Annotated in this window: 20 protein-coding genes; 12 read left to right on the forward strand and 8 right to left on the reverse strand. The window is 65.5% G+C overall.

The genetic code is table 11. From position 1 onward, the window contains the following. Nucleotides 1–20 precede the first annotated feature (20 nt). Both GH663_RS10635 and GH663_RS10640 read right to left on the reverse strand, forming a co-directional pair. Nucleotides 21–668: a response regulator gene (locus GH663_RS10635; protein ID WP_211371120.1), complete on the reverse strand. Its 648-nt coding sequence runs from the start codon at nt 666–668 to the stop codon at nt 21–23. Next, on the reverse strand, nt 665–1,954 hold the full coding sequence (locus GH663_RS10640) for a sensor histidine kinase (RefSeq protein WP_153131622.1): 1,290 nt from the start codon (nt 1,952–1,954) through the stop codon (nt 665–667). Before GH663_RS10640 ends, GH663_RS10635 begins: the two co-directional genes overlap by 4 nt. 206 nt (nt 1,955–2,160) lie before the next feature. Between GH663_RS10640 and GH663_RS10645 the strand changes: the two genes are divergently transcribed. The 3 genes from GH663_RS10645 to GH663_RS10655 all read left to right on the forward strand — a co-directional run bounded on the left by GH663_RS10645 (nt 2,161) and on the right by GH663_RS10655 (nt 5,311). Beyond that, nucleotides 2,161–4,029: a methanol/ethanol family PQQ-dependent dehydrogenase gene (locus GH663_RS10645; RefSeq protein ID WP_153131624.1), complete on the forward strand. Its 1,869-nt coding sequence runs from the start codon at nt 2,161–2,163 to the stop codon at nt 4,027–4,029. Nucleotides 4,030–4,256: 227 nt separating this feature from the next. Continuing rightward, complete coding sequence (locus GH663_RS10650) at nt 4,257–4,835, forward strand: pentapeptide repeat-containing protein (protein WP_153131625.1); 579 nt, start codon at nt 4,257–4,259, stop codon at nt 4,833–4,835. Further along, nucleotides 4,832–5,311, forward strand: a complete 480-nt coding sequence (locus GH663_RS10655; RefSeq protein WP_066882666.1) for a c-type cytochrome — start codon at nt 4,832–4,834, stop codon at nt 5,309–5,311. Before GH663_RS10650 ends, GH663_RS10655 begins: the two co-directional genes overlap by 4 nt. 107 nt (nt 5,312–5,418) lie before the next feature. On the opposite strand, the gene GH663_RS10660 is transcribed toward GH663_RS10655, so the two are convergent. Continuing rightward, a complete protein-coding gene (locus GH663_RS10660; RefSeq protein ID WP_153131627.1) occupies nt 5,419–7,200 on the reverse strand; it encodes a PQQ-dependent methanol/ethanol family dehydrogenase in 1,782 nt (593 codons plus the stop codon). 418 nt (nt 7,201–7,618) lie between these two features. On the opposite strand from GH663_RS10660, the gene GH663_RS10665 reads away from it, so the two are divergent. The 8 genes from GH663_RS10665 (at nt 7,619) to chrA (ending at nt 16,840) form a co-directional block, all read left to right on the forward strand. Continuing rightward, a complete protein-coding gene (locus tag GH663_RS10665) occupies nt 7,619–8,389 on the forward strand; it encodes a quinoprotein dehydrogenase-associated SoxYZ-like carrier (protein WP_066882664.1) in 771 nt (256 codons plus the stop codon). Next, nucleotides 8,386–9,324, forward strand: coding sequence for a quinoprotein relay system zinc metallohydrolase 1 (locus tag GH663_RS10670; RefSeq protein WP_066882663.1), 939 nt, complete (start codon nt 8,386–8,388; stop codon nt 9,322–9,324). Before GH663_RS10665 ends, GH663_RS10670 begins: the two co-directional genes overlap by 4 nt. Next, nucleotides 9,321–10,094 (forward strand): energy transducer TonB, encoded by a 774-nt coding sequence (locus GH663_RS10675; RefSeq protein ID WP_153131629.1) that lies wholly within the window; start codon nt 9,321–9,323, stop codon nt 10,092–10,094. The genes GH663_RS10670 and GH663_RS10675 overlap by 4 nt, the downstream gene beginning before the upstream one ends. Continuing rightward, nucleotides 10,091–12,406 carry a TonB-dependent receptor gene (locus GH663_RS10680; protein WP_066882661.1) on the forward strand — a complete coding sequence of 772 codons (2,316 nt, stop codon included), beginning with the start codon at nt 10,091–10,093 and terminating at the stop codon, nt 12,404–12,406. The genes GH663_RS10675 and GH663_RS10680 overlap by 4 nt, the downstream gene beginning before the upstream one ends. Then, on the forward strand, nt 12,406–13,803 hold the full coding sequence (locus GH663_RS10685; protein ID WP_153131631.1) for a HAMP domain-containing sensor histidine kinase: 1,398 nt from the start codon (nt 12,406–12,408) through the stop codon (nt 13,801–13,803). The genes GH663_RS10680 and GH663_RS10685 overlap by 1 nt, the downstream gene beginning before the upstream one ends. Then, nucleotides 13,800–14,447, forward strand: a complete 648-nt coding sequence (locus GH663_RS10690) for a response regulator (RefSeq protein ID WP_153131633.1) — start codon at nt 13,800–13,802, stop codon at nt 14,445–14,447. The genes GH663_RS10685 and GH663_RS10690 overlap by 4 nt, the downstream gene beginning before the upstream one ends. Beyond that, nucleotides 14,448–15,389 (forward strand): prolyl aminopeptidase, encoded by a 942-nt coding sequence (gene pip, locus GH663_RS10695; RefSeq protein ID WP_066882658.1) that lies wholly within the window; start codon nt 14,448–14,450, stop codon nt 15,387–15,389. Nucleotides 15,390–15,475: 86 nt separating this feature from the next. Further along, nucleotides 15,476–16,840, forward strand: coding sequence for a chromate efflux transporter (gene chrA / locus GH663_RS10700; RefSeq protein WP_153131635.1), 1,365 nt, complete (start codon nt 15,476–15,478; stop codon nt 16,838–16,840). 73 nt (nt 16,841–16,913) lie between these two features. Here the strand turns inward: chrA and GH663_RS10705 are convergent, their stop codons facing one another. Next, entirely contained in the window at nt 16,914–17,180 is a 267-nt protein-coding gene (locus GH663_RS10705; protein WP_066882656.1) for a hypothetical protein, read from the reverse strand. A gap of 64 nt (nt 17,181–17,244) precedes the next feature. Beyond that, on the reverse strand, nt 17,245–18,105 hold the full coding sequence (locus GH663_RS10710; protein WP_157651260.1) for a DUF3553 domain-containing protein: 861 nt from the start codon (nt 18,103–18,105) through the stop codon (nt 17,245–17,247). Nucleotides 18,106–18,252: 147 nt separating this feature from the next. Between GH663_RS10710 and amaB the strand changes: the two genes are divergently transcribed. Next, entirely contained in the window at nt 18,253–19,761 is a 1,509-nt protein-coding gene (amaB, locus tag GH663_RS10715) for an L-piperidine-6-carboxylate dehydrogenase (RefSeq protein ID WP_066882654.1), read from the forward strand. 43 nt (nt 19,762–19,804) lie between these two features. Here amaB and GH663_RS10720 read toward each other — a convergent pair whose 3' ends face one another. The 3 genes from GH663_RS10720 to GH663_RS10730 form a co-directional block, all read right to left on the reverse strand. Next, nucleotides 19,805–20,566 carry a hypothetical protein gene (locus GH663_RS10720; protein ID WP_066882653.1) on the reverse strand — a complete coding sequence of 254 codons (762 nt, stop codon included), beginning with the start codon at nt 20,564–20,566 and terminating at the stop codon, nt 19,805–19,807. A gap of 22 nt (nt 20,567–20,588) precedes the next feature. Beyond that, nucleotides 20,589–21,737: a hypothetical protein gene (locus GH663_RS10725; protein ID WP_211371121.1), complete on the reverse strand. Its 1,149-nt coding sequence runs from the start codon at nt 21,735–21,737 to the stop codon at nt 20,589–20,591. A 187-nt stretch (nt 21,738–21,924) separates the two neighbouring features. After that, complete coding sequence (locus tag GH663_RS10730; protein WP_153131639.1) at nt 21,925–22,761, reverse strand: HDOD domain-containing protein; 837 nt, start codon at nt 22,759–22,761, stop codon at nt 21,925–21,927. Nucleotides 22,762–22,772 lie beyond the last annotated feature (11 nt).

The raw sequence follows: 22,772 nt of genomic DNA on the forward strand, positions 1-22,772 counted from the left end.
GTCATTGAAAAGCGGGCGGTTCAGGCGCCCAGCGCGTGGTTCATGTCCACCAGGCCGTGGCGGGCGGCCAGGTGGAGCAGTTTGAAATCGTTGTCGGCGTCGAGCTTTTGCCGGATCAGGGTCAGGTAGTTGAGAACCGTTTTCGGGCTGAGGTGCATCGAGCTGGCGATGCCGGTGGCCGATTCGCCGTGCACCAGCATGCGCAGCACTTCGAATTCGCGCGGCGTCAGATGGGCGAGGGCGCCGTCGCCATCGATCGCCTCTTCGGCCAGCACCTGGGCAATTTCGGGTGAAAAGACGCGTTTACCGGCGGCAATGCGGCGGATGCCGTCGATTACCTCGCCCGGCTCGCAATATTTGGTCAGGTAGCCGAGGGCGCCGCTGCGCAGGGCCTGGGTGACGTGGCCGGCGCCTTCGTGCATGGAGAGGACGAGCACTTTCAGCGTTGGGCAGCGGGCCAGCATGCCGCGGATGGCTTCGATGCCGCTGCTGCCGCGCAGGCTGAGATCGACCAGTGCGACATCGGCCGTCGTGCGCAGGACGAGGGCGTTGGCCTCGTCGGCGCTGGCGGCTTCGCCGACCACCTGCAGGCCCGGCTCGGCGTCGAGCAGGCGACGGTAGCCGGTTCTTACGACAGCGTGGTCATCGACCAGAATGATGCGGATCACGGTTGCTCCTCCTGTTGTTCTTCACCGGTCAGCGGCAGGCTGACCCGCAGCTGCAGCCCCTTGCCCGGCCCGCCGGCCACTTCCAGCCGGCCGCCGACCATGTCCAGCCGTTCCGCCATGCCGAGCAGGCCGCCCCGGTGGGCGGCAGCGCTGGCCGGCAGCCCCTGGCCGTCATCTTCGATCGCCAGCCGCAGTTCGTCCACCGCGATGCCGATGCTGACCCGGCAATGCCGGGCACCGCTGTGGCGGACGACATTGGTCAGCGCCTCCTGCACGACGCGGTACAGCGCCAGACCGGCGGCCTCGCCGAGTGCCGGCAGCGCTGGCGGCATCGTCAGCTGAAAGTCGATGCCCCACTCGCGCTGCTGCCAGTTGCCGACCAGTTCGCGCAAGGCGCTGGCCAGCCCGCCGGCGTCCAGGCCATGCGGCCGCAACTGCCTGAGCATGCCGCGCAGTTGCTCGCCGCTGGTCTTGACGTCACGGCGCAGGTCCTGCGCGCATTCGGCGACCCGGCCGGCGTCGAGCTGGCCGGCATGGCGTTCGAGATAGGCGGCGGTCACTCCGATGGCGGTCAGCGTCTGCCCCATCTCGTCATGCAATTCCCTTGCCAGTGTCTTGCGTTCGGCTTCCTGCACCTCGATCAACTGCCGGGCCAGTTGGCGCTGGGCGGCCCGCCCCTCGTTGAGTGCGGCGGCCAGATCGTCGATGGCGCCGGCAACGCGGCTGAACTCGCGCAGCGCGAAAGGGGGCAGGGCGGCTTCGGCTTCGCCGCGGGCCAGGCGCTGCAGGCCGGCTTCCAGTTCGCGCACCGGGCTCAGCGCGCGATGCGCCGCCCACCAGGCAACGAGCAGGGTTGCTCCAGAATAGAACAACAGGGTGATGCAAAGTCGAACAGTGTCGCCCAGCCGCTCCTCGATTTCAGAGGCCGGGTTGGGCGCGATGTGCAAGGTCTGCTCGCCGAGCCGGATGGTCTGCGCCGGTTCGTGGCGCGGCGCCAGGCCGAGCAGGGCGCTCAGCCAGCTGCGGCTGCTCTCGCCGGCGGCGGCCCCGGGGCCAGGCTGGATGCTGAGGTGGCGCAGCGGCGCTTCGCCCAACAGCGCCTGCAACTGGGCCGGACTGGTCGCCGGCTGGCCGGCGGCGAGCAGCACCTTGACCAGTTGGGTCGAGGCATCGACTTCGGCATTGAGGTCGGCGCGCAGCGAATGCAGGTTGATCAGGATCGCCATCAGCATCAGGCCGCCGAGCAGGGCGCCGAGATAGCCCACCAGTCTTCGTCGTAGATCCATCGCCGGCCCCGTTGTCTGCAATGAGAAGGGAAGAGCAGGTTTCGTACCGAGCGCCCTGCGCTCGGGAATTTTTCCCGGTTTGTCGGGGAGCTTCTCCCGGGACGGCGGGCAAATCCGCTTCCTATACTCGGCTCGCCTGTCGCCATGGCCAGGCCGGCCCGAAGCATCGGGAACGTTACGACACCAATCTGGAGACGAAAGAAAAAATGCAAGCAACCCGGTTCAACCCCCGCCCGACCCTTCTCGCCGCCCTCGTGGCCGCCACCCTTTGCGCCCCGGCGATGGCCGGCAGCAAGGTGAGCTGGGAGGACATCCTGAACGACGACAAGACGCCCGGCGACGTGCTCTCCTACGGCCTCGGCCTGAAGGCGCAGCGCCACAGCACGCTGAGCAAGGTCAATACGAAGAACGTCGAGGCCCTGGTCCCGGCCTGGAGCTTTTCCTTCGGCGGCGAGAAGCAGCGCGGCCAGGAAGGGCAGGCGCTGGTGCACGACGGCGTCATCTACGCCACCAGTTCCTATTCCCGGATCTTCGCGATCGATGCCAAGACCGGCAAACGGATCTGGGAATACGAGGCCCGCCTGCCGGACGACATCCGCCCGTGCTGCGACGTGGTCAATCGCGGCCCGGCCATCTACGGCGACAAGATTTATTTCGGCACGCTCGACGCCAGTATCGTCGCCCTCAACAAGGACACCGGCAAGGTCGTCTGGAAGAAGAAGTTCGGCGACCACAAGGTCGGCTACACGATGACCGGCGCGCCGTTTGTGGTGAAGGACCAGAAAAGCGGCAAGGTGCTGCTGGTGCACGGTTCGTCGGGTGACGAATTCGGCGTCGTCGGCTGGCTGTTCGCGCGCGACCCGGAGACCGGCGAGGAAGTCTGGGCGCGGCCGCTGGTCGAAGGCCACATGGGCCGCCTGAACGGCAAGGACAGCGTCACGACCGGCGATGCCAACGCCCCGTCCTGGCCGCGCGACGCCGACGGCAAGCTGGTCGAGGCCTGGAACCACGGCGGTGGCGCGCCGTGGCAGACGGCCAGCTTCGACATCGAAACCAACACCGTGGTGATCGGGGCCGGCAACCCGGCGCCGTGGAATACCTGGAAGCGGACCAAGGAAGGCGACGATCCGCGCAACTGGGACAGCCTGTTCACCTCCGGTCAGGCCTACGTCGATGCCAATACCGGCGAACTGAAGGGCTTCTACCAGCACACGCCGAACGATGCCTGGGACTTTTCCGGCAACAACTCGGTGGTCCTTTTCGAGTACAAGGACCCGAAGAGCGGCAAGACGGTCAAGGCCTCGGCCCACGCCGATCGCAACGGCTTCTTCTTCGTCACCGACCGCGAAAAGCTGGCGACCGGCGCCGGCTACCCGAACAAGCCGACGTCGCTGATCGGCGCCTGGCCGTTTGTCGACGGCATCACCTGGGCCTCCGGCTTCGACCTCAAGACCGGCAAGCCGATCGAGAAGGACAACCGGCCGCCGGCCCCCAAGCCGGGCGCCGAAAAGGGCGAATCGGTCTTCGTCTCGCCGCCTTTCCTCGGCGGGACCAACTGGCACCCGATGTCCTACAGCCCGAACACCGGCCTGTTCTACATTCCCGCCAACCACTGGGCGATGGACTACTGGACCGAGCACCTGACCTACAAGGCCGGCTCCGCCTACCTCGGCCAGGGCTTCCGGATCAAGAAGCTGTTTGACGACCACGTCGGCATCCTGCGCGCCATCGACCCGAAGAGCGGCAAGATCGCCTGGGAACACAAGGAGAAATTCCCGCTCTGGGCCGGCACCCTGACCACCGCCGGTGGCCTGTTGTTCACCGGCACTTCGGACGGCTACGTCAAGGCCTTCGATGCCAAGAACGGCAAGGAGCTATGGAAGTTCCAGACCGGTTCCGGCGTCGTCTCGGTGCCGATCACCTGGGAAATGGATGGCGAGCAGTACATCGGTATCCAGTCCGGCTACGGCGGCGCCGTGCCGCTGTGGGGCGGCGATCTGGCCGACCTGACCAAGCAGGTGACGCAGGGTGGCTCGATGTGGGTCTTCAAGCTGCCGAAGATGGCCAAGCGCTAAGGAGACGCTGAAATATTCGTCATCCCCGCGAAGGCGGGGATCCAGTTCATTGATTTTTCTGGATTCCCGCCTTCGCGGGAATGACAAACCATTTTATCTGCGAGCCCGATAAGCACCTCAAGTCCAGCGGCGGCCGTCTCCCTGCGGTCGCCGCCGCCAGCCGCCGGCGCCGCATGGTGCGTCGGCGGCCCGGGCCTGGGGCAGCTTTGCCAACGGATGAGTCATTGATGAGACGTTGCCTGATTTTTGCCTTTTTTACGCTGTCGACCGCAGCATTCGCCGCGCCGCCGGAAAATATCGAGCCCCTGATCATCAACGGCTGCGGCATCTGGCCGCATACCCGCTGCCCCGGCGCCGATCTGCGCCACGCCAACCTGGCCGGCAAGAACTTGGCCGGCGCCGACTTCACCGGCGCCAAAATGGCCCGCGTCGATCTGCGCGGCGCCAATCTGGCCGGGGCCATTTTCGATAGGGCCGATCTGACGGCGGCTCGCCTGAACAAGGCCAGCGGCCCGACCGCCACCTTTCGCCAGGCCAGGCTGGTGGGGGCCGATCTCGAGTTCGCCCGCCTGTTTCGGGCCGACTTTTCCGGGGCCGACCTCACCGCGGCCAATCTCGAAGCGGCCAAGCTCAATTTCGCCTGGTTCGCCGGTGCCCGGCTGAGCAACGCCAATCTGCAGGAAGCCAAGTTCGTCACGGTCAATCTGCAGGATGCCAATCTCGAAGGGGCCTATCGCCGCTACACCATTTTCCCCGACGCCTTTTTCGAAGGCTGCACCGGCTGTCCGACGGAGGACTGGCAATGACGCTGCGCCTTCGGCTTTCTCTTTCTCGCGGCTTCGGGCTGCTGGCTGGCTGCCTGGCCTTCGTGGCTGTGGCGGTGGCTGGCGAAGTCGCCGTTGCCCCGGTGGTCGATCAATCCGGCCTGCCGCCCCTCGGCGTCGAAGTCAGGACCAATCCCTATCGGGCCAATGCGCGGGCCATCGAAGTCGGTCAATCCGCCTTCAACCAAGCCTGCGCCCGCTGCCACGGCATCGATGCCAATCCGGCCGGCGCCCCGGCGCCCGATCTGCGCCAGCTCAACCGCTATTGCCGGCGGATCGGCGAGCCGGCCGTGCAGGCCGCCTGCCTGGCCGACAACGACGCCTATTTCAGCAAGACGGTGGCGAACGGAAAAACCATTGTTGGCGTCATGCACATGCCGCCGTGGAAAAACGTGCTCAGCCCGGAACTGGTCTGGGCGATCCAGGCCTTTGTCGAAGCCCGGGCGGTGGCGCGCTGATGCATTCCGCCGGTCGACTGCCTGAAAACCATGAAAAACGGCGCGGGGGCCGAAGCCGCCGCGCCGTGGGGGTCGGGCGCCAGAGCGCCCGCAGGAGAGACTGTTGCTTACTTGTGCAGCTTGAACACCCAGACCGAACCGCCCTGTTCGAGGAAGTTCACGCGCTTGGCGACGTCGCCGCCCCACAGCGGCACGGCGCCGCCCCAGCCGGTGGTGACGGCGATCATCTGCTCGCCATCCTGTTCCCAGCTGACCGGCGGTGCGACGATGCCGGTACCGGTCTGGAAGGACCACAGTTCCTTGCCGGTCTTGGCGTCGACGCCCTTCAGGTAGCCTTCCGGCGTACCGTAGAAGACCAGGCCGCCGGCCGTGGTCAGCACGCCACCCCACAACGGGGCGTAGTTCTTGTTTTCCCAGACGATCTTGCCGGTGGCCGGATCGACGGCGCGCAGCACGCCGATATGGTCGTCGTTCAGCGCCTTGATCGTGAAGCCGGCGCCGAGGTAGGCGGCGCCCTTCTTGTAGGAGACCGGTTCGTTCCAGATGTCCATCGACCACTCGTTGGCCGGCACGTAGAAGAGGCCGGTCTGCGGGCTGTAGGCCATCTGCTGCTGGTTCTTGCCGCCGAGGAAGGAGGGCGCCGAGAAGACGACCTTGCCCTTCTTGCCGTCGGCCCCTTGCGCCGGGTCGCCCGGACGGCCTTCATCGATGTAGTTCGGCCGGCCGGTTTCCATGTTGTAGCCGGAAGCCCAGGTGATCTTCTTGACGAAGGGGAAGACGTTGAGCAGCTTGCCGTTGGTCCGGTCATTGACGAAGAAGAAACCGTTGCGATCGGCCTTGCCGCCGGCCTTGAGCAGCTTGCCGGTCTTCGGATCCTTGTAGTCGAAGGAGACGAATTCGTTTACGCCGTCGAAGTCCCAGCCGTCGTGCGGGGTGTTCTGGTAGTGCCAGGCGATCTTGCCGGTGTCGGCGTCGATGGCGACGGTGGACGACGAGAACAGGTTGTCGCCCGGGCGCAGGTGGCTGTTCCACGGGGCCGGGTTGCCGGTGCCGGCGAAGATCAGGTTGGTGTCCGGATCGTAGGTGGCGCCGTTCCAGGTGGCGGCGCCGCCGGTCTTCCACAGGTCGCCTTCCCAGGTCGCGTTGGTCGTGCCGGAAATGCCGTTCTCGATTTCCTTGCCGTCTTCATAGCGGTAGCCCATGTGACCTTCGACGGTCGGCCGGGTCCAGATCAGCTTGCCGGTCATCGGGTCGCGCGCGTCGATGCGGCCGACGGCGCCGAATTCACCGCCGGAGATGCCGGTGATCAGCTTGCCCTTGGCAACGATCGGGGCGGCGGTGGCGGAGTAGCCGGCGGCGTAGTCGCCGAGCTTTTCCTTCCAGACGACCTTGCCGGTGTCGCGGTTCAGGGCGACCAGTTGGGCGTCGAGTGTGGCGAAAATGACCAGGTTGCCGTACAGCGCTGCGCCACGATTGATCACGTCGCAGCAGGGCATGATGCCGTCGGGCAGGCGGTGCTCGTACTTCCACAGCTTCTTGCCGGTCTTCGCATCGATCGCGAACAGGCGGCTGTAGGAGGCGGTGACGAACATCTTGCCGTCGGAAATGACCGGCTGCGATTCCTGGCCGCGCTGCTTCTCGCCGCCGAAGGACATCGACCAGGCCGGGACCAGGTTCTTGACGGTCTTGGCGTTGATCTGGGTGGACGGGCTGTAACGCTGGCCCTGGGTGCCGAGGCCGAAGCTGACGACATCGCCGGGCGACTTGGCGTCATTGAGGATATCGGCATCGGTGACGTCCTTGGCCATTGCCGGGCTGCCGGCGAAGGCCGCGGCGACCAGCAGGGCAAGGCCGAGCGAGCGCCGTTGGGGGAGGGTGTGTCTGTGCATGGATTGTCTCCTTGGTTTATCCATTGATCCCGACAGCGGCGTTGGCGGAGAGGGCTGACAGCGCTGTGGAATGAAATGCCCGGGGCTTCCTTCCATTCCCTGAATCGAACCCCGGCAGGAGAGGCGGTCTGCAAGGGCTGTGCCATGCTGTCGGCGAGCCAAGCCGGCCGCTGGTGCCGGTGGGCATCGGCGGGCCTGCTGCTGCCGTAGTGTTGCGCGCGGCCGGGAATGGGTTGCTGCAAATGAACACAAGTGCTCCAAAGTTGCGCAATCGCAGTGCTACGGTGGACCGCTCAAAAGGAGCAAAATTCCCCCAAGGCCTGAATGGCCGGCATCGGCGGGCCAGCCGCTGCTTTTGGCACGCCGCTTGCACATCTCTTCGGCAGGACAGCCCGTCGGGGCGAGAGGAGCAGACCGCATGAAATTTCCACTGACCATTGCCGCCATTGCGCTGGCCGCGCTGATGCCGCCGGCCGATGCCGCCGCGCTGCAGGACAGTGGCGATCCGCTGGCCTCGGCGCGCTGGGGCGACATGCAGAAAACCGTGCTGGGTGGCGCACCGGTCCTCTTCGATCCGCGGGTCAAGGTGATTGCTCCGTCCACCGCCGAGAACCCGATGCAGGTGCCGGTCACCATCGATGCCACCGCCTTGCCGAATGTGCAGGAAGTGCTGGTCTTCGCCGACTTCAACCCGATCGTCCAGGTGCTGCGCTTCTTCCCGGAAGGCAGCGGCGCCTACCTCGGTTTCCGCGTCAAGCTGCAGCAATCGACGCCGGTCCGCGCCGCGGTGCGCACCGCCGACGGCGTCTGGCATGTCGGCGGAACCTGGGTCAATACGGTCGGCGGCGGTTGTACGGCGCCTTCCGCCGCCTCCGCCTCCAAGGAATGGCAGAAGCGGCTGAACGCGGTGAGCGGCCGGCAATGGTCGGAAGGGCCGCAGACCGGCCGCGTCCGCCTGAGCATCGTGCATCCGATGGATACCGGCCTGGTCGCCGGCACGCCGGCCTTCCACCTCGAAGAGATCGAGATCGCCGATGCCGCCGGGCAGCGCCTGATGCGCGTCCAGACTTACGAGCCGGTCGCCGAAAACCCGGTGTTCACGCTGCATCGCGGCCAGGTCAGCGGCCCGGTCGAAGCCAGCGGCCGCGACAACAACGGCAACCGCTTCAAGGCCAGCATCGCGCCATGAAACAGCTGTTCAGCCTCGTTCTTTGCGCACTGGCCGGCCTGGCGACTGCCGCCGAGTTCGACTACGGCCTGCAGGCGCAGCCGGTCGCCGAGGGTGTTTACGCCTTCATCGGCCGCAACGAGGATTTCAGCACCGCCAACGGCGGCAATATCGTCAATACCGGCTTCATCGTCGCCCCGGGCGGCATCATCGTCATCGACAGCGGGTCCTCGCTGCGCTACGGCCAGCAGATGCGCCAGGCCATCGCCCGGGTCAGCCCGCGGCCGCTGGCCCTGGTCATCAATACCCATCACCACCCGGACCATTTCCTCGGCAACCAGGCCTTCGCCGGCACGCCGCTCGCCGCGCTGCCTGCCACCATCGACGGCATCGCCAGCGAAGGCAACGCCTTTGCCGAAAACCTGTACCGCCTGACCGGCGACTGGATGAAGGGCACCGAAGTCGTCGCTCCGAGCAGGGCGCTGGCGGCCGGCCACAGCGAGATCGCCGGCCGCCGGTTGCGGCTGATCGCCCTCGACGGCCATACCGGTGCCGACCTCGCCATCTACGACGAGGCCAGCGGCGTGCTGTTCGCCGGCGACCTCGTCTTCAACGGCCGCGCCCCGACCACGCCGCATGCCGACCTCGCCCACTGGCTGGCCGCCCTCGACCAGTTGGAGGCAGTGACGCGCGAAGCCGGCTTCACGGCGCTGGTCCCCGGCCATGGCGCCGTCGCCCGCGATGCGGCGCCGATCCGCCAGACCCGCGCCTGGCTGCTCTGGCTGCGCGGCGCCATGCAGCAGGCGGCACGCGCAGGGCTGGACATGAACGAAGTGCTGGCCTTGCCGCTGCCGGCCGAGTTCGCCGGCCTGCCGGTGGCGGCCAGCGAATATCGGCGTTCGGTCGGCCACCTGTTCCCGGCCGCCGAGCAGGAAGCGCTGGGGGCGGCGCAATGATGAGCGCCGCGCTGCTTCAGGGTTCCCTGCGCCTCGCCGCCGAAGGGCGTTCCGCGAGGCCGGCGGTCAACCGCCGTTTCGGCCTTATTTTGCTCCTTTCGCTGGTCCTGCACGGTGGCCTGTTCGCCGTCATCAACGGGCAGCGCCAGGCCAGCCCGGTCGTCCTGCCGCCGATTTTCGCCACCCTGCGCTTTCTCGCACCAGCGCCATCCGCATCCGAATCCGGATCGACGGCCGCAACGCCCGCCCCAGCGGCCCGCGTTGCCGCCGCCATCCCCCCGAAGGCCCGGCAGTTCCCGTCCCGTCCCGAGCACCCCTCAGCCCGTGCCGAGACTTCCTCTGCCGGGCCGGCCAATGTGCCGGCCCAGACCGCGCCCGCAACGCCCGCCGCTCCGGCAGCGGCGGCCAGCGAGCATAGCCCCGCCGCCAGCCCGGCCGCTCCGCCCAGCGCTGCCGCCCGCCCCGACAGCGAACTGCTCGACGGCTACCGCCGCCGGCTCGGCGACCTCTTCGCCCGCCAGCAGGAATACCCGCGCATTGCCGCGCTGCGCGGCTGGGAGGGCGAAGTCAGGCTGCGTCTGAAAGTGGCGCGCAAGGGCCAGTTGCTCGGCGTCCAGGTTGACCGGAGCAGCGGTTTCGCGGTGCTCGACGAGCACGCGCTGGCCATGGTCGAAGCGCTGCCCGGCCTGCCGCCGCTGCCCGAGGCGCTGGAAGCCAACGAAATCCAGGTCGTCGTTCCGATCAACTACAAACTCAAAAAAGCAACATGAAGAGACAATTCCCGCAACCGTCCCTGCTCGCCCTGGCACTGGCCGCCGCCTTCGGCCCCGCCGTCGCCGCCGGCCAGGTCATCGAAACCGAAACCGTCGAAGTCGTCGGCAACACGCCGCTGGCCGGCCTCGGCGTGCCGAAGCTGCATGTGCCGGCCAACGTGCAGTCGATCAGCAGCCAGCAACTGGAGGAACAGGAGAGCCTGAACCTGCCCGAGGCCATGCTGCGCCAGTTGCCCAGCGTCAATGTCAACGAGATCCAGGGCAACCCCTACCAGGCCGATGTGAACTATCGCGGCTTCACCGCCTCGCCGCTGCTCGGCACGGCGCAGGGCCTGTCGGTCTATCTCGATGGCGTGCGCATCAACGAGCCGTTCGGCGATACGGTGAACTGGGATCTGCTGCCGCATTCGGCGATTGCCGGCATCGACCTGGTGCCCGGCTCCAACCCGGTGTTCGGCCTGAACACGCTGGGCGGCGCGCTGGCCATTCGCACCAAGAGCGGTTTCAGCAATCCGGGCAGCAAGATCGAGGTTTCCGGCGGCAGCTTCGGGCGCCGCAACCTGGAACTGGAACATGGCGGCAGCGCCGGCTCGCTCGGCTGGTACCTTGCCGCCGATTGGTTCAAGGAAGACGGCTGGCGCGACTATTCGAAGTCCGAGGCCAAACAGCTCTTCGGCAAGCTGTCGCACAAGAGCGCGACCGGCGAGGCCGACCTGACGCTGACCCGGGCCGTCACCAAGATGACCGGCAACGGCCTGCTGCCCGAATCGATGTACGCCACCCGCCGCGACCAGATCTTCACCCACCCCGACCAGACGCGGAACGACCTGACCCAACTCGCCCTGAGCGGCCGCCTCTGGCTGAACGACACGCAAAGCCTGTCCGGCAACATCTACCATCGGCGCAGCAAGACGCGCACCTTGAACGGCGACATGAACGACGACTTCGAGGACGGTACCTACGACGGCATCTCGAACCAGGAGTCCGGCGCCAACAACCGGACCCGGACGACGCAGCAGGGCAGCGGCCTGAGCGGCCAGTGGAACCTGAACACGGCACGCCAGCAACTGACCGTCGGCGCTTCCTTGGACTACGCCAAGATGAAGTTCCAGCAGACGCAGGAACTCGGCGTCGTCGATGCGACGCGCGGCATCTCCGAGGTCGGCGCCGAGACCGAACAGAATGCGCTGCACGGCTCGACGCGGACGGCCAGCCTGTTCGTCACCGATACCTACAGCCTGCTGCCCAACCTGCACCTGACCGGCTCGGCCCGCTACAACATGAGCCGCGTCACCACCTTCGACGAACTGAACCGGACCGCCCCCAATCTCGACGGCGACCACAGCTACAAGAAGCTCAACCCGGCCGTCGGCCTGAGCTGGCAGGTGGTGCCGGCGCTCAATGCCTACGCCGGCTTCAGCCAGGGCAACCGGGTGCCGACGCCGATCGAACTCGGCTGCGCCGACCCGGCCAACCCGTGCACGCTGCCCAATTCGATGGCGGCCGACCCTTACCTGAAACAGGTCGTCGCCCGTACCCTGGAAGCCGGCCTGCGCGGCAAGCTGAGCGCCGATATCGGCTGGAATGCCGGCGTCTACCGCACACTGTCGACCGACGACATCCTGTTCGTCGGCACCTCGACCAGTGCCGGCTACTTCACCAACTTCGGCAAGACCCAGCGCCAGGGTCTGGAACTTGGCCTCAACGGCCGCCAGCGCAGCATCGACTGGTTCGCCAATTACAGTTACCTGCACGCCACCTTCCAGTCCGGCGCCTGCCTGCTTGCCGAAAACAACAGTTCGCGCGGTACGGCGGCCGAATGTACGGCCAGTGGCCAGGACGACGAAATCTACGTCAAGAAGGGCGACCGCCTGCCCGGTCTGCCGACGCACAGCCTGAAGCTCGGCCTGAGCTGGAAAGCGACCGACTGGCTGCGCCTGGGCGGCGACGTCCAGGCCTTTTCCGGCCAGTACGCCCGCGGCAACGAAAACAATCAGCACCAGGCCGGCACCTACACCGACGCCTTCGGCAATACGCGCACTTTCGACGGCGCCGGCAAGACCGCCGGCTACGCCATCCTCAACCTGAATGCCGAAGCCCGGCTGGGCGCCGGCTGGCAACTGTTCGCCAAGGTCAATAACGTCTTCGACAAGCGCTACGCGACGGCGGCGGCGCTGGCCGAAAACCCCTTCAACAGCGCTGGCGCCTTCCAGAACGATTCCGGCGACTGGCGCCGCGAAACCTTCGTTGCCCCCGGTGCGCCGCGTGCCGCCTGGGTCGGCATGCGCTACGTCTTCGGCGGTCTGTGATGCGCGGTTTTTGCCATTTTTTACCGGTCGACCGCAGGCTTAGCCTGCATACCCGGGTCGGCCTCGTCTTCACGGCGCTGGCCGCCAGCCTGTTGCTGGTCCTCGCCGGCTTCTGGCTGCACGGCGCGCGCAGCGCGATGCATGAGGAAGTTGAAGCGGCGAGCCGGGTTTCCGAACAATGGCTGCAGGCGCTGGCCGGCGAACTACGCGAACTGTCGCCGGCCGTGCTGCCCGGCCGCCTGCTCGGCATCGTCAAGCCGCTCGGCCGCATCCGCGCCAATGCGCTGACGGTGACGACGGTCGACGGCAGCGTGCTCTACCGCTCGCCGCCGCCGACCTACAAGGCCGGGCGCTCGGTGCCGGGCTGGTTCGCCGCCTTGCTGGCGCCACAGTTCGCCAGTCGCAGCCTGACCGTTGGCGACTTGCAACTGACCCTGCAGCCGGATGCCTCGCGCTCGCTGATCGACGCCTGGGACGACCTGCTGGCCATGGCCGGCTGGGCCGTGCTGTTGCTGGCCGGCATCTTCGTCGCCAGCCGGCGCGCCCTCGACCGCGCCCTGCGCCCGCTGGAGCAGGTTATGCAGGCCCTCGACCGGACCGGCAGCGGCCGCTTCGACACCCGCCTGCCGGTGTTCGCGACGCCGGAACTGGGCCGCCTGTCGCGTGCCTTCAACGGCATGGCCGACCGCCTGACGGCGGCGGTCAACGACAACGTACACCTCGAAACCGAACGCGAAGTCGCCGAGCAGATGCAGGCCCGGTTGCAGGAAGAACGCAAGCTGATCGCCCGCGAACTGCACGACGAACTGGCCCAGGGCATCACCGCCGTTCGCGCCCTGGCTGGTGCCATCGTCCAGCGCACCGGCGAGCAGCCGGCGCTGCACGGCCACGCGCAAAGCATCGTCGCCGTCACCGGCGAGATGCAGGACGGTGTCCGCAATATCCTGCACCGCCTGCGCCCGGCCGCCGGCCGCGCCCTGGTCCCGATGCTGGAGCAGTTGCTCAACGGCTGGCGCCAGCAAAACGAAGGCATCGCGCTGAGCAGCCAGTTGGCGCCGGGCGAGTCGCCGCTGGCCGACGCGGTGGCGCAGGCCGTCATCCGCATCGTCCAGGAAGGGCTGACCAATGTCGTCCGCCATGCCCGGGCCAGCCGCGTCGATCTGCGGCTCAGCCGGCAGGGCGACTGGCTGCAGTTGAGCCTGGCCGACAACGGCCAGGGCTGCGATGGCCGGCCGTCGCCCCAGGCCGGCTGCGGCTTCGGGCTGGCCGGCATGCAGGAACGGGTGGCGGCGCTGGGCGGCCATCTCAAATTCGAAAAACCGCTGGGCGGCGGCTTCCGCCTGTTGGTTCGGCTGCCGGCCGCGGCCGTCGCGATCTCTGTGGAGGAAGTGGCATGAACAACTCACTGCAAGGTAAACGCATCCTGCTCGCCGACGACCACGCCGTCGTCCGCCTCGGTTTCCGGCTGCTGCTCGAAGGGGCGGGGGCGAGCGTGGTCGCCGAGACCGACAACGGCGAAAGCGCCGTCCGCCTCTACGCCGAAACCAATCCCGACGTCGTCGTGATGGATGTCTCGATGCCCGGCATCGGCGGCCTCGCCGCGCTCGAACGCCTGCTCGTCTGGGAGGCCAAGGCCAAGGTGCTGATGCTCTCGGCGCATAACGACGACATCGTGCCGGTACGCGCCCTCAAGCTCGGTGCCCGTGGCTACCTGTGCAAACGGGCGTCGCCGGACGAGTTCCTGCGCGCCGTCGGCCAGGTCGCCAACGACCGCCGCTACCTCGACCCCGAACTGGCGCAGACCGTCGCGCTGGCCCAGTTGTCCGGCTCGGCCAGCCCGGTCGAGACGCTGACCGAAAAGGAGCTGGCGGTCTTCCTGAAGCTGGCCGAAGGCCGCTCGGTCAACGACGTCGCCGCCGACTTCTGTCTCAGCCCAAGCACGGTCGGCACCCATCTTTATCACATCAAGCAGAAGCTCAACGTGCACAACGCCGCCGAGCTGACGCTGGTTGCGGTCCGTAACGGACTGATCGAGGCCTGATTGCCAGACGACCACCTTTTCCCCGCCAGCCGGGCCAATTGCGCCCGCCAGATGGCAGTTGGCGACGGGCATTTGCTCTATGTCGAGGAGTGCGCTGCGGTCGACGGCCTGCCGGTGCTGTTTTTGCACGGCGGCCCGGGTAGCGGCTGCTCGCCGGCCCAGCGCCGGCTGTTCGACCCCAAGCGCTACCGTGCGATTTTTGTCGACCAGCGCGGTGCCGGGCGTAGCCGGCCGCGCGGCGAACGCACGGCCAATACCACCGCCGATCTGGTGATGGACCTCGAATATGTCCGCGAGGCGCTCGGCATTCGCGCCTGGATCGTCTTCGGCGGCTCCTGGGGCAGCCTGCTGGCGCTGACCTACGCCCAGCTCTTCCCCGAACGCGTACTCGGCCTGGTGCTGCGCGGCATCTTTCTCGGTTCGCCGGAAGAGATCCAGGCCTATGTCCAGGGCACCAATGGCGGTGCCTCGGAAGCCTGGCAAAAGTTTGCTGCGGCCATGCCGGTCGCCGAGCGTGACGGCCTGCTCGTCGCCTACGCCCGGCGCATCCTTGGCAACGAGCCGCAGGCCGCGCTGGCCGCCGCCACCGCCTGGCTCGATTACGAGCGGGCGCTGATGGGCGAGCCACCGCTGGCCACCGTGCCCGATGCCGGGCAACTGGCCAAGGTTCAGGTGCAGATGCACTACCTGACCCATCATTGCTTTGTCGCCAACGGCCAATTGCTGGCCGGCGTCGACCGCCTGCGCCATATCCCGGCCGCCATCGTCCAGGGCATGGCCGACCCGGTCTGTCCGCCCGGCTCGGCCGAAAAACTGCACCGCGCCTGGCCGGAAGCGACCTGGTTCCCGGTCGCCGGCGCCGGCCACGCCGCCCTCTCGCCACCGATCGCCCGCGCCTGCATCAAGGCCCTGGGCTGGGTGGCGGAGTGTGCCGAAGCTTAGCCGGAGGAGGGGGCGCCGCTGACTTTTTTTGGCCGGAGGCTGTATCTTTGCCGGACTTCTGGTTTCCTGCGAGAAACAACCCGATCATGAACAAGGCAGTCTCCGCCGAGCGAAGCGAAAATCCGGATTTTCCGCCGCCCGAGGTCAGCTTCTGGCAGGCCTTCCTTTTTTGGCTGAAGCTCGGCTTCATCAGTTTCGGCGGGCCAGCCGGCCAGATTTCGATCATGCATCAGGAATTGGTCGAGAACCGGCGCTGGATTTCCGAGCGCCGTTTCCTGCATGCGCTGAACTACTGCATGGTGCTGCCCGGCCCGGAAGCCCAGCAACTGGCCACTTATATCGGCTGGCTGATGCACCGTACCTGGGGCGGCATCTTCGCCGGGGGGCTGTTTGTGCTGCCCTCGCTGTTCATCCTGGTTGCCCTGTCCTGGGTCTATATCGCCTTCGGGGAAATGCCGCTGGTCGCCGGTCTGTTCTACGGCATCAAGCCGGCGGTGACCGCCATCGTCGTTCAGGCGGCCCATCGCATCGGCTCGCGGGCGCTGAAAAACAATGCGCTGTGGGCCATCGCCGCTGCCTCGTTCGTCGCCATCTTTGCGCTTGACGTGCCGTTCCCGGCCATCGTCGTGGCTGCGGCGCTGGTCGGCTATTTTGGTGGCCGGGTTGCACCGGCACTGTTCAAGGCGGGCGGCGGCCACGGCAAGAGTGATAAGTCGTTCGGCCGGGCGCTGATCGATGACGATACGCCGACCCCGGCCCATGCCATCTTTAGTTGGCCGCATCTGCTCAAGGTGCTGGTTGCCGGTGCGTTGCTCTGGTTGATTCCGATGGCTGCCCTGACCGCGGCCTACGGCTGGGAGCACACCCTGACCCAGATGGGCTGGTTTTTCACCAAGGCGGCCCTGCTGACCTTTGGCGGGGCCTATGCCGTATTGCCCTATGTCTATCAAGGCGCCGTCGAGGGCTATGGCTGGTTGTCGCCACTGCAGATGATCGACGGGCTGGCCCTGGGCGAAACCACCCCGGGGCCGCTGATCATGGTCGTGGCGTTTGTCGGTTTCGTCGGCGCTTACCTCAAGGCCGTCTTCGGCCCCGATAGCCTGTTCCTGGCCGGCGCCGTGGCGGCCAGCCTGGTCACCTGGTTTACCTTCCTGCCGTCGTTCATCTTCATCCTGACCGGCGGGCCGCTCATTGAAACGACCCACAACGACCTGAAGTTCACGGCACCGCTGACCGCGATCACCGCCGCCGTGGTCGGCGTCATCCTGAACCTGGCCATCTTCTTCGGCTACCACGTGCTGTGGCCGAAGGGCTTCGGTGGCAGTTTCGACTGGATTTCAGCACTCATCGCACTGGCGGCCGCCATCGCGCTGTTCCGCTTCCAGCGGAATGTCATCCATGTCATTGCCGCCTGCGCGGTACTGGGGCTCCTGATCAAGACCGTGCTTTGATCGGATCAGGTCAACATCCCGCTGAACACGGGCTGTTGACCGCTCGCCGAGCCGAGGAGCCGGGAATCCGGGATTAGCGCGAACCCATCGCCTTTTCGTCCTGCAGCGCGGCCTGCAGATCCTCGATCAGGCGATTGATCGATTTGTGCGCATCGTAGAACTCGTACTCGCCCTTGCTGATCTCGCGAACCACGTTGGGTTCGTCGCCGTGCAGCGGGACCTGGACGTGGACGCCCTTGGTGATGACGATCATCCCGTCCTCTTTTTTCGACGGTTCGCTGAGGGCGACCGGGGTGAAACCGAGTTTGTTGAGCTTTTCTGCCAATGCTTGCGAGTTCATGTTTTTCCTTTGCGAATAATGGGGCGGCTCGCCGTTGACCGGCAGCGGCGAGCGGGTTCCGGATTTATTTTTGGCCGATCGACCAGATGAATGACTGCATGTCGATCATGTCTCTGGGCATCAGGCCTTCTTCGACCAGGCTGGTGCGCAGGTGATTGTAAAGCCGCAGTACCGCGGCATAGGTACGCCAGTTCGGTTCGGCCTTGTAGATGATGCGCCAGCAAAATGCCTTGGCCACATTCTGGATCACGGTCGGCTTGATGAAGGCCTTTTCCTGCGGGAAGCGGATGAAGCCGAAAAGGGTCGCATACGGCCAGCGGTTGATGCCGAGCAGGTCGAGGACGCGCGTGAAGGCCTTGAAGCGATCTTCTTCCGAATCCGTCCCGTAAAGGTAGGCGGCCAAACCGATCGAGAAGGTCTTTTGGTTCATCGGCGTCTCCAGCGCGCTGTAGAAAGCCGTCTTTTCACCCTTGGTCAGTAGATTGGTCACCGATTCGATGTGCCGCGCACGATCGCAGACGTCCTGATAGCGGCCTTCGGCGATCAATTCCGAAATCTCGCTTTCACCGAGTAACTGGACGGCGAACTGGTGGGCGCGGACGCTGGCTTCGCGCTCTTCCTTGACAAAGCTGGGCGCTGAAAAGCCATCCGGGTGGATCGCCAGGAAGCGTTCGATGGCCATGGCGGGTGTCACGAAGTCCACGCTGCCGATTTGCGATGTTTCGATCAGGTTGTCCAGCAGGCGGTGTTTCGCCGCCGTTCCTTCGGCGATTTCAAGCTGGACAAATGATTGCGAAAGGCGCTTGGCGCCTGTGCCGACAAAGAAAACGTCAATGCTGTCGGGCGTTACGTTGAGCACTTTCCCGAGCCCCCAGCCCTTCTGGTTGGGGTGAAATACGCGATCGCCTTGGGTTAGATTGCTCATGCTGCTCTCCGCCGTTTCCGGAAAAAAAGCGGCCAATTTTATCATGTGCGCTGCACTGCGCATCCAGTCGGGCAAGCTTCCACGTAGCGTTTCCTATAATGAAACAAGCCATTGAGGCACTGCATTCGCCTGAATCAGGAGGCTGCCATGGGAAACACCGCTGCTCAAGCCCGCAAGCTGCTGGCCGATTTCGGGAACACCGTTCCGCTGGAGGCCGGCGATCTCGCCGTCCATTCGCCGATCGATGGCGCCCGTCTGGCCAACTTGCGCAGTTCAACGCCGACCGAAGTCGAGGCGACGGTTGCTGCCGCGCAGGCCGCCTTTCTCGCCTGGCGCATGGTGCCGGCCCCCCGGCGCGGCGAACTGGTGCGCCGCTTCGGCGAGGCCCTGCGCCGGCACAAGGTCGAATTGGCCGAACTGGTGACCATCGAAAGCGGGAAAATTCGCACCGAGGCCTTGGGCGAAGTCCAGGAAATGATCGATATTTGCGACTTCGCCGTCGGCCTGTCGCGCCAGTTGTACGGCCTGACGATTGCCTCCGAACGCCCGCGCCACCGCCTGATGGAAACCTGGCATCCCCTGGGCGTTTGCGGGGTGATCACCGCCTTCAATTTTCCGGTCGCGGTCTGGGCCTGGAATACGGCGCTGGCCCTGGTCTGCGGCGATGCGGTGGTCTGGAAGCCATCGGAAAAAACGCCGCTGACCGCGCTCGCCTGCCACGCGCTGCTGGCCACCGTCGCTGACGAGCTGCCGGAAGCGCCGGCCGGATTATCGGCCGTGCTGCCTGGCGGCAGCGCCGTCGGCACCGCCCTGACCGACAATCCCGAGGTGGCGCTGCTCTCCGCCACCGGCTCCAGCGCCATGGGGCGCGCCGTCGCCCCCCGGGTGGCGGCTCGCTTCGGGCGTTGCCTGCTTGAACTGGGCGGCAATAACGGCATGATCGTGACGCCCACTGCCGATCTCGATCTGGCCCTGCGTGCCATCGTGTTCGCCGCCGCCGGCACCGCCGGGCAGCGCTGCACTTCGTTGCGCCGGCTCTTCGTCCATGAGTCGGTTGCGCCTGTCCTGTTGCCCCGCCTGGTCCACGCCTATGCCAGCCTGGTGGTTGGCGATCCGCGCCGCGATGGGGTGCTGATCGGCCCGCTGATCGACGCCGCCGCCTTCGCCGCCCACCAATCGGCGCTGCTTGCCGCCAGTGCCGACGGCGGCAGGATCCATGGCGGCGAAAGCGTTTCGGTGCAGGGAGCCGTCGGCGGCTTCTACGTTCGCCCGGCCTTGGTCGAAATGCCGCGCCAAACATCGCTCGTCAGTCAGGAAACCTTCGCCCCGATTCTGTATGTCATGACCTATCGCGAACTTGTCGCTGCCATCGAACTGCACAACGCCGTTCCGCAAGGCCTTGCCTCGGCGATTTTCACCAGTGATCTGCGCGAAATGGAGCTGTTTCTGTCGGCCTGCGGTAGTGACTGCGGTATCGCCAACGTCAATATTGGCACCTCGGGGGCAGAGATCGGTGGTGCCTTCGGCGGCGAAAAGGCGAGCGGCGGCGGCCGTGAGGCAGGCTCCGATGCCTGGAAATCCTATATGCGGCGGGCGACCAATACCATCAACTATTCCCGGGAATTGCCGCTCGCCCAGGGGGTGACATTTTTCTAGGCTAGCCATCACACCCGCCGTTGTGTCTTGGCCTGCGGCCGGCTTAGGCCCGGGTTCTTTTGATAAGCCGGCCGACCAGTACGGCCGCAGCGGCGGTGGCGAGCAGATGCTTCAGCGTATGGCCGCTGATCAGCATGTCTGTCGTGGTGTAGAGCGCTAGATCATAGATTTCGGCCAGCTTGGCGAAGACATAGAGCAGCAGGGCCGCGGCAAAGGCCAGGCGATCGGCGGTCGCCGAGCGGTAGATCGTCTGCCACAGCGGGATCAGCATGATCGGCAGAATTTGCAGCAGGAGGTAGGGGCGCAGGTCGCCATGCCCTTGCTGCTCGGTGAAAGACCACCAGAACACGCTGGCCAATGAGTACAAGGCAAGCAGCGCGGTTGCCGCGGGAACATGCTTCCTGGGCAGCGCGGTTTCGCTCCACACCCCGGCCAGCAGGCCGGCGCAGGCCAGCGCAATCGGCAGGCGATCCCAGATCAGCCGCGCATTGTCCGGCGCGAGGTGGTAGTAGCCCGAACCGAGTGCCGTCAGCGTCAGGCCGACCAGGAACAGGGCATAGCCCGGTCTTGCCGGCTGGAGGCGGGCGTGATGACGCTGCGGCCAGAGTTTGACTATTCCCCACAGGCCAACGATGGCAAACCCAAGGTTGGAAAGCACGTCGCTGGCGTTGGGTATGCCCAGCAGATGGTCGGGGTCGGCAAAGGCGTGATAGTTCGCCGGTTGCGCGATTGGGCCGTGAGCAATCAGGGCGCCCAGGCTGAGGAGCGTGACGAGGGCTGGCAGGAAGGCAAAAGCGGGTTTCACGGCGGCAGGGTTGGCGTGATTTTCAGGGGGCGCGCTTGTCGCTTTCGCTGAAGTTGTAGAGGTGCGTGTTGTCCGCAGTCTCGCCGATTCTTGTGCCCTTGGGCTTGAACAGCAGGTGCCGGCGATACTTGGCGCTGTCCGACTTGGCGCTGCGTTTGGCTAGTTCGGCGGCGCCTGGATAGGGCATCGGGTTCTTGCTTTTCTCGGTCGCCAGCAGCTTGGTCCGCTCGTTCAGGAGCACGCTGTATTTGCCCATGTTATAGAGCAGGTACATCGCGTAGAGATTGTCGAAATCCTCGTACGCGCCCTGTTCCCGGCGGAAATCGCGGGACAGCACCGAGGGAAATCGGTTGGGCAGGTCCTTGAACATCACCTGTTCCTCCTCGTGCGGGTCGATGTAGGTCGAGGCACCGTATTTCTTGTAAAGCACTACGTCCATGCCAAAGCCGCGTTTGTGCCATTCTTCAATCAGTTTCATCGCCATTTCGGTGGGGATATTGGCATTGGCTGCCGCAACGACCCGGACTCGGGAGAAGAGTCTTACGCCGCTGATTTCCAGATCCTGGTAACCGGCGCCGAACTTGAAGGCAACGCCGATGGTCTTGGCACAGTTGAGGTGCATGTAGTCGTACTTGATTTCCCGGTCGTGATATTCGGTGTTGCTGGACTGTTGGTGATAGTCGTCGTTGATGCGATTGAAGTAGGCGACCAAGGCTTCCTTCTCGTTGGCCGGTACGCCGTAGACGCGAACGCCGATGACCGAACGTTTGTAGATTTCGCCAAAATCGAGTCCGAACGATGCCGTGTCATCGAGCGAGGAGGTTGTCTTGAACAGGTATTCCTTTTTCGGAATGCCGACCATCAGGTCTTTGGTGTAGAAGCCAGTCGCATGTTTGTCGGTGCGATCGGCATAGAAGTTGGCTGAATAGACCAAGTCGTCGCCCGGTACGCCATCCCGGATGGCCAGGGCAAGGTGGCCTGCCGAGCCGCCTTTGGATGTGCCAAAGCTGATCAGTAATTCCAGGTCGTAAGGATCCTTGCGCAGGAATTCGCTGATTTGGTCGATATTGGCCGGCTCAGGCCCGTCTTTGCTGCCGAAATCGGCGGCCAGCGTTGCTGCCGGCAGAAAAAGGGATGCTACGAGCAGCCAAAGGGGGAGTTTCAGCCTCATGTTTCCTCTTCCGGCGATTGGTTTGAGCCTTTATGGCCGCGTGCCACGACAGGAAAGCGAGATGCCAGCGTTGCCGCCGCCATGCCAACTCGGGAAATCATAGCGCGGATCGGCCAATCGCTTTCGGTCGCCCCGGAATAAAAACCGGCCGTGAGCACCGGTTGCACGGGGCGCCGCGTGGTCAGCCTCAGTTCTTCAGGGCAGCCGTCAGGGAATCGACTTCTTCGGCCGAGTCAGCCAGGATGGCACTCAGCATTTCCTGGCCAACCAGCAGATCGATATCGGCCGTCATGCCCCGCCGGCTCATGCCATCCAGTTCGGCCAGTGGGCTTTCGCAGGGAGCGAGTTGGTCGGCAAGCAGCAGCGTATCGCCGAGTGAGGTGGCTGGCATCGCCAGATAGCCATCCCACAGCTTTTCGATCGCTGTCAGAATGTTGGCCGGAACGCCTAGCGCCTGCAATACGCTACGCCCGACCTGGGCTTCGCCGGTGCCGCACCATTGTTCAAGATTGCTGGTGAGCAAGCCCGGAAAATCTGCCGCCCGGGCAATCAGATAGAAAGCGCCGACTTCATGGACGATGCCGGCGAAAAAGGCGGCTTCCGGGTCCTGCTTGGTAACGCGTCGGGCAATCACCCGGGCCAGCGCGGCGACATGAGCGGTGTGTTCCCAGAGGCGTCCGGCCAGCGCCCGGTGTTCCGGGGAGGGGGACATTTCCTGCATCTGACGGATGATGACTGCCGTCACCAGCGAACGCAGGGTGTTGAAGCCGAGACGCGAAACGGCACTGCGCACATCGCTCATCGCCCGGCCGGACGGGTTGTAGGCCACCGAGTTGGCGATGCCGACCACCTTGGCCGACAGTATCGGTTCGGCCGCAATCAGCGTGCTCAGTTGCTCGAGCGAGCAGTCGGGATCGTCCAGCGCACGCTGAACGCGCAGCGCAATCTGGGCATGGGTCGGAAAGACCATTTCGCCACGGGCGGCATCGGCCGCTATCGTCTCCAGCACCGTCTGAACATCCATGGGCTTTCCTT

Source organism: Dechloromonas hortensis (assembly GCF_009469765.1).
In the GTDB taxonomy this organism is placed as follows: domain Bacteria; phylum Pseudomonadota; class Gammaproteobacteria; order Burkholderiales; family Rhodocyclaceae; genus Azonexus; species Azonexus hortensis.

What these genes read in the sequence shown, in the direction of transcription:
- GH663_RS10640 (WP_153131622.1), bottom strand. Translation starts at nt 1,954, where the DNA reads ATGGATCTACGACGAAGACTGGTGGGCTATCTCGGCGCCCTGCTCGGC.
- GH663_RS10645 (WP_153131624.1), top strand. Translation starts at nt 2,161, where the DNA reads ATGCAAGCAACCCGGTTCAACCCCCGCCCGACCCTTCTCGCCGCCCTC.
- GH663_RS10650 (WP_153131625.1), top strand. Translation starts at nt 4,257, where the DNA reads ATGAGACGTTGCCTGATTTTTGCCTTTTTTACGCTGTCGACCGCAGCA.
- GH663_RS10655 (WP_066882666.1), top strand. Translation starts at nt 4,832, where the DNA reads ATGACGCTGCGCCTTCGGCTTTCTCTTTCTCGCGGCTTCGGGCTGCTG.
- GH663_RS10660 (WP_153131627.1), bottom strand. Translation starts at nt 7,200, where the DNA reads ATGCACAGACACACCCTCCCCCAACGGCGCTCGCTCGGCCTTGCCCTG.
- GH663_RS10665 (WP_066882664.1), top strand. Translation starts at nt 7,619, where the DNA reads ATGAAATTTCCACTGACCATTGCCGCCATTGCGCTGGCCGCGCTGATG.
- GH663_RS10670 (WP_066882663.1), top strand. Translation starts at nt 8,386, where the DNA reads ATGAAACAGCTGTTCAGCCTCGTTCTTTGCGCACTGGCCGGCCTGGCG.
- GH663_RS10675 (WP_153131629.1), top strand. Translation starts at nt 9,321, where the DNA reads ATGATGAGCGCCGCGCTGCTTCAGGGTTCCCTGCGCCTCGCCGCCGAA.
- GH663_RS10680 (WP_066882661.1), top strand. Translation starts at nt 10,091, where the DNA reads ATGAAGAGACAATTCCCGCAACCGTCCCTGCTCGCCCTGGCACTGGCC.
- GH663_RS10685 (WP_153131631.1), top strand. Translation starts at nt 12,406, where the DNA reads ATGCGCGGTTTTTGCCATTTTTTACCGGTCGACCGCAGGCTTAGCCTG.
- GH663_RS10690 (WP_153131633.1), top strand. Translation starts at nt 13,800, where the DNA reads ATGAACAACTCACTGCAAGGTAAACGCATCCTGCTCGCCGACGACCAC.
- chrA (WP_153131635.1), top strand. Translation starts at nt 15,476, where the DNA reads ATGAACAAGGCAGTCTCCGCCGAGCGAAGCGAAAATCCGGATTTTCCG.
- GH663_RS10705 (WP_066882656.1), bottom strand. Translation starts at nt 17,180, where the DNA reads ATGAACTCGCAAGCATTGGCAGAAAAGCTCAACAAACTCGGTTTCACC.
- GH663_RS10710 (WP_157651260.1), bottom strand. Translation starts at nt 18,105, where the DNA reads ATGAGCAATCTAACCCAAGGCGATCGCGTATTTCACCCCAACCAGAAG.
- amaB (WP_066882654.1), top strand. Translation starts at nt 18,253, where the DNA reads ATGGGAAACACCGCTGCTCAAGCCCGCAAGCTGCTGGCCGATTTCGGG.
- GH663_RS10725 (WP_211371121.1), bottom strand. Translation starts at nt 21,737, where the DNA reads ATGAGGCTGAAACTCCCCCTTTGGCTGCTCGTAGCATCCCTTTTTCTG.
- GH663_RS10730 (WP_153131639.1), bottom strand. Translation starts at nt 22,761, where the DNA reads ATGGATGTTCAGACGGTGCTGGAGACGATAGCGGCCGATGCCGCCCGT.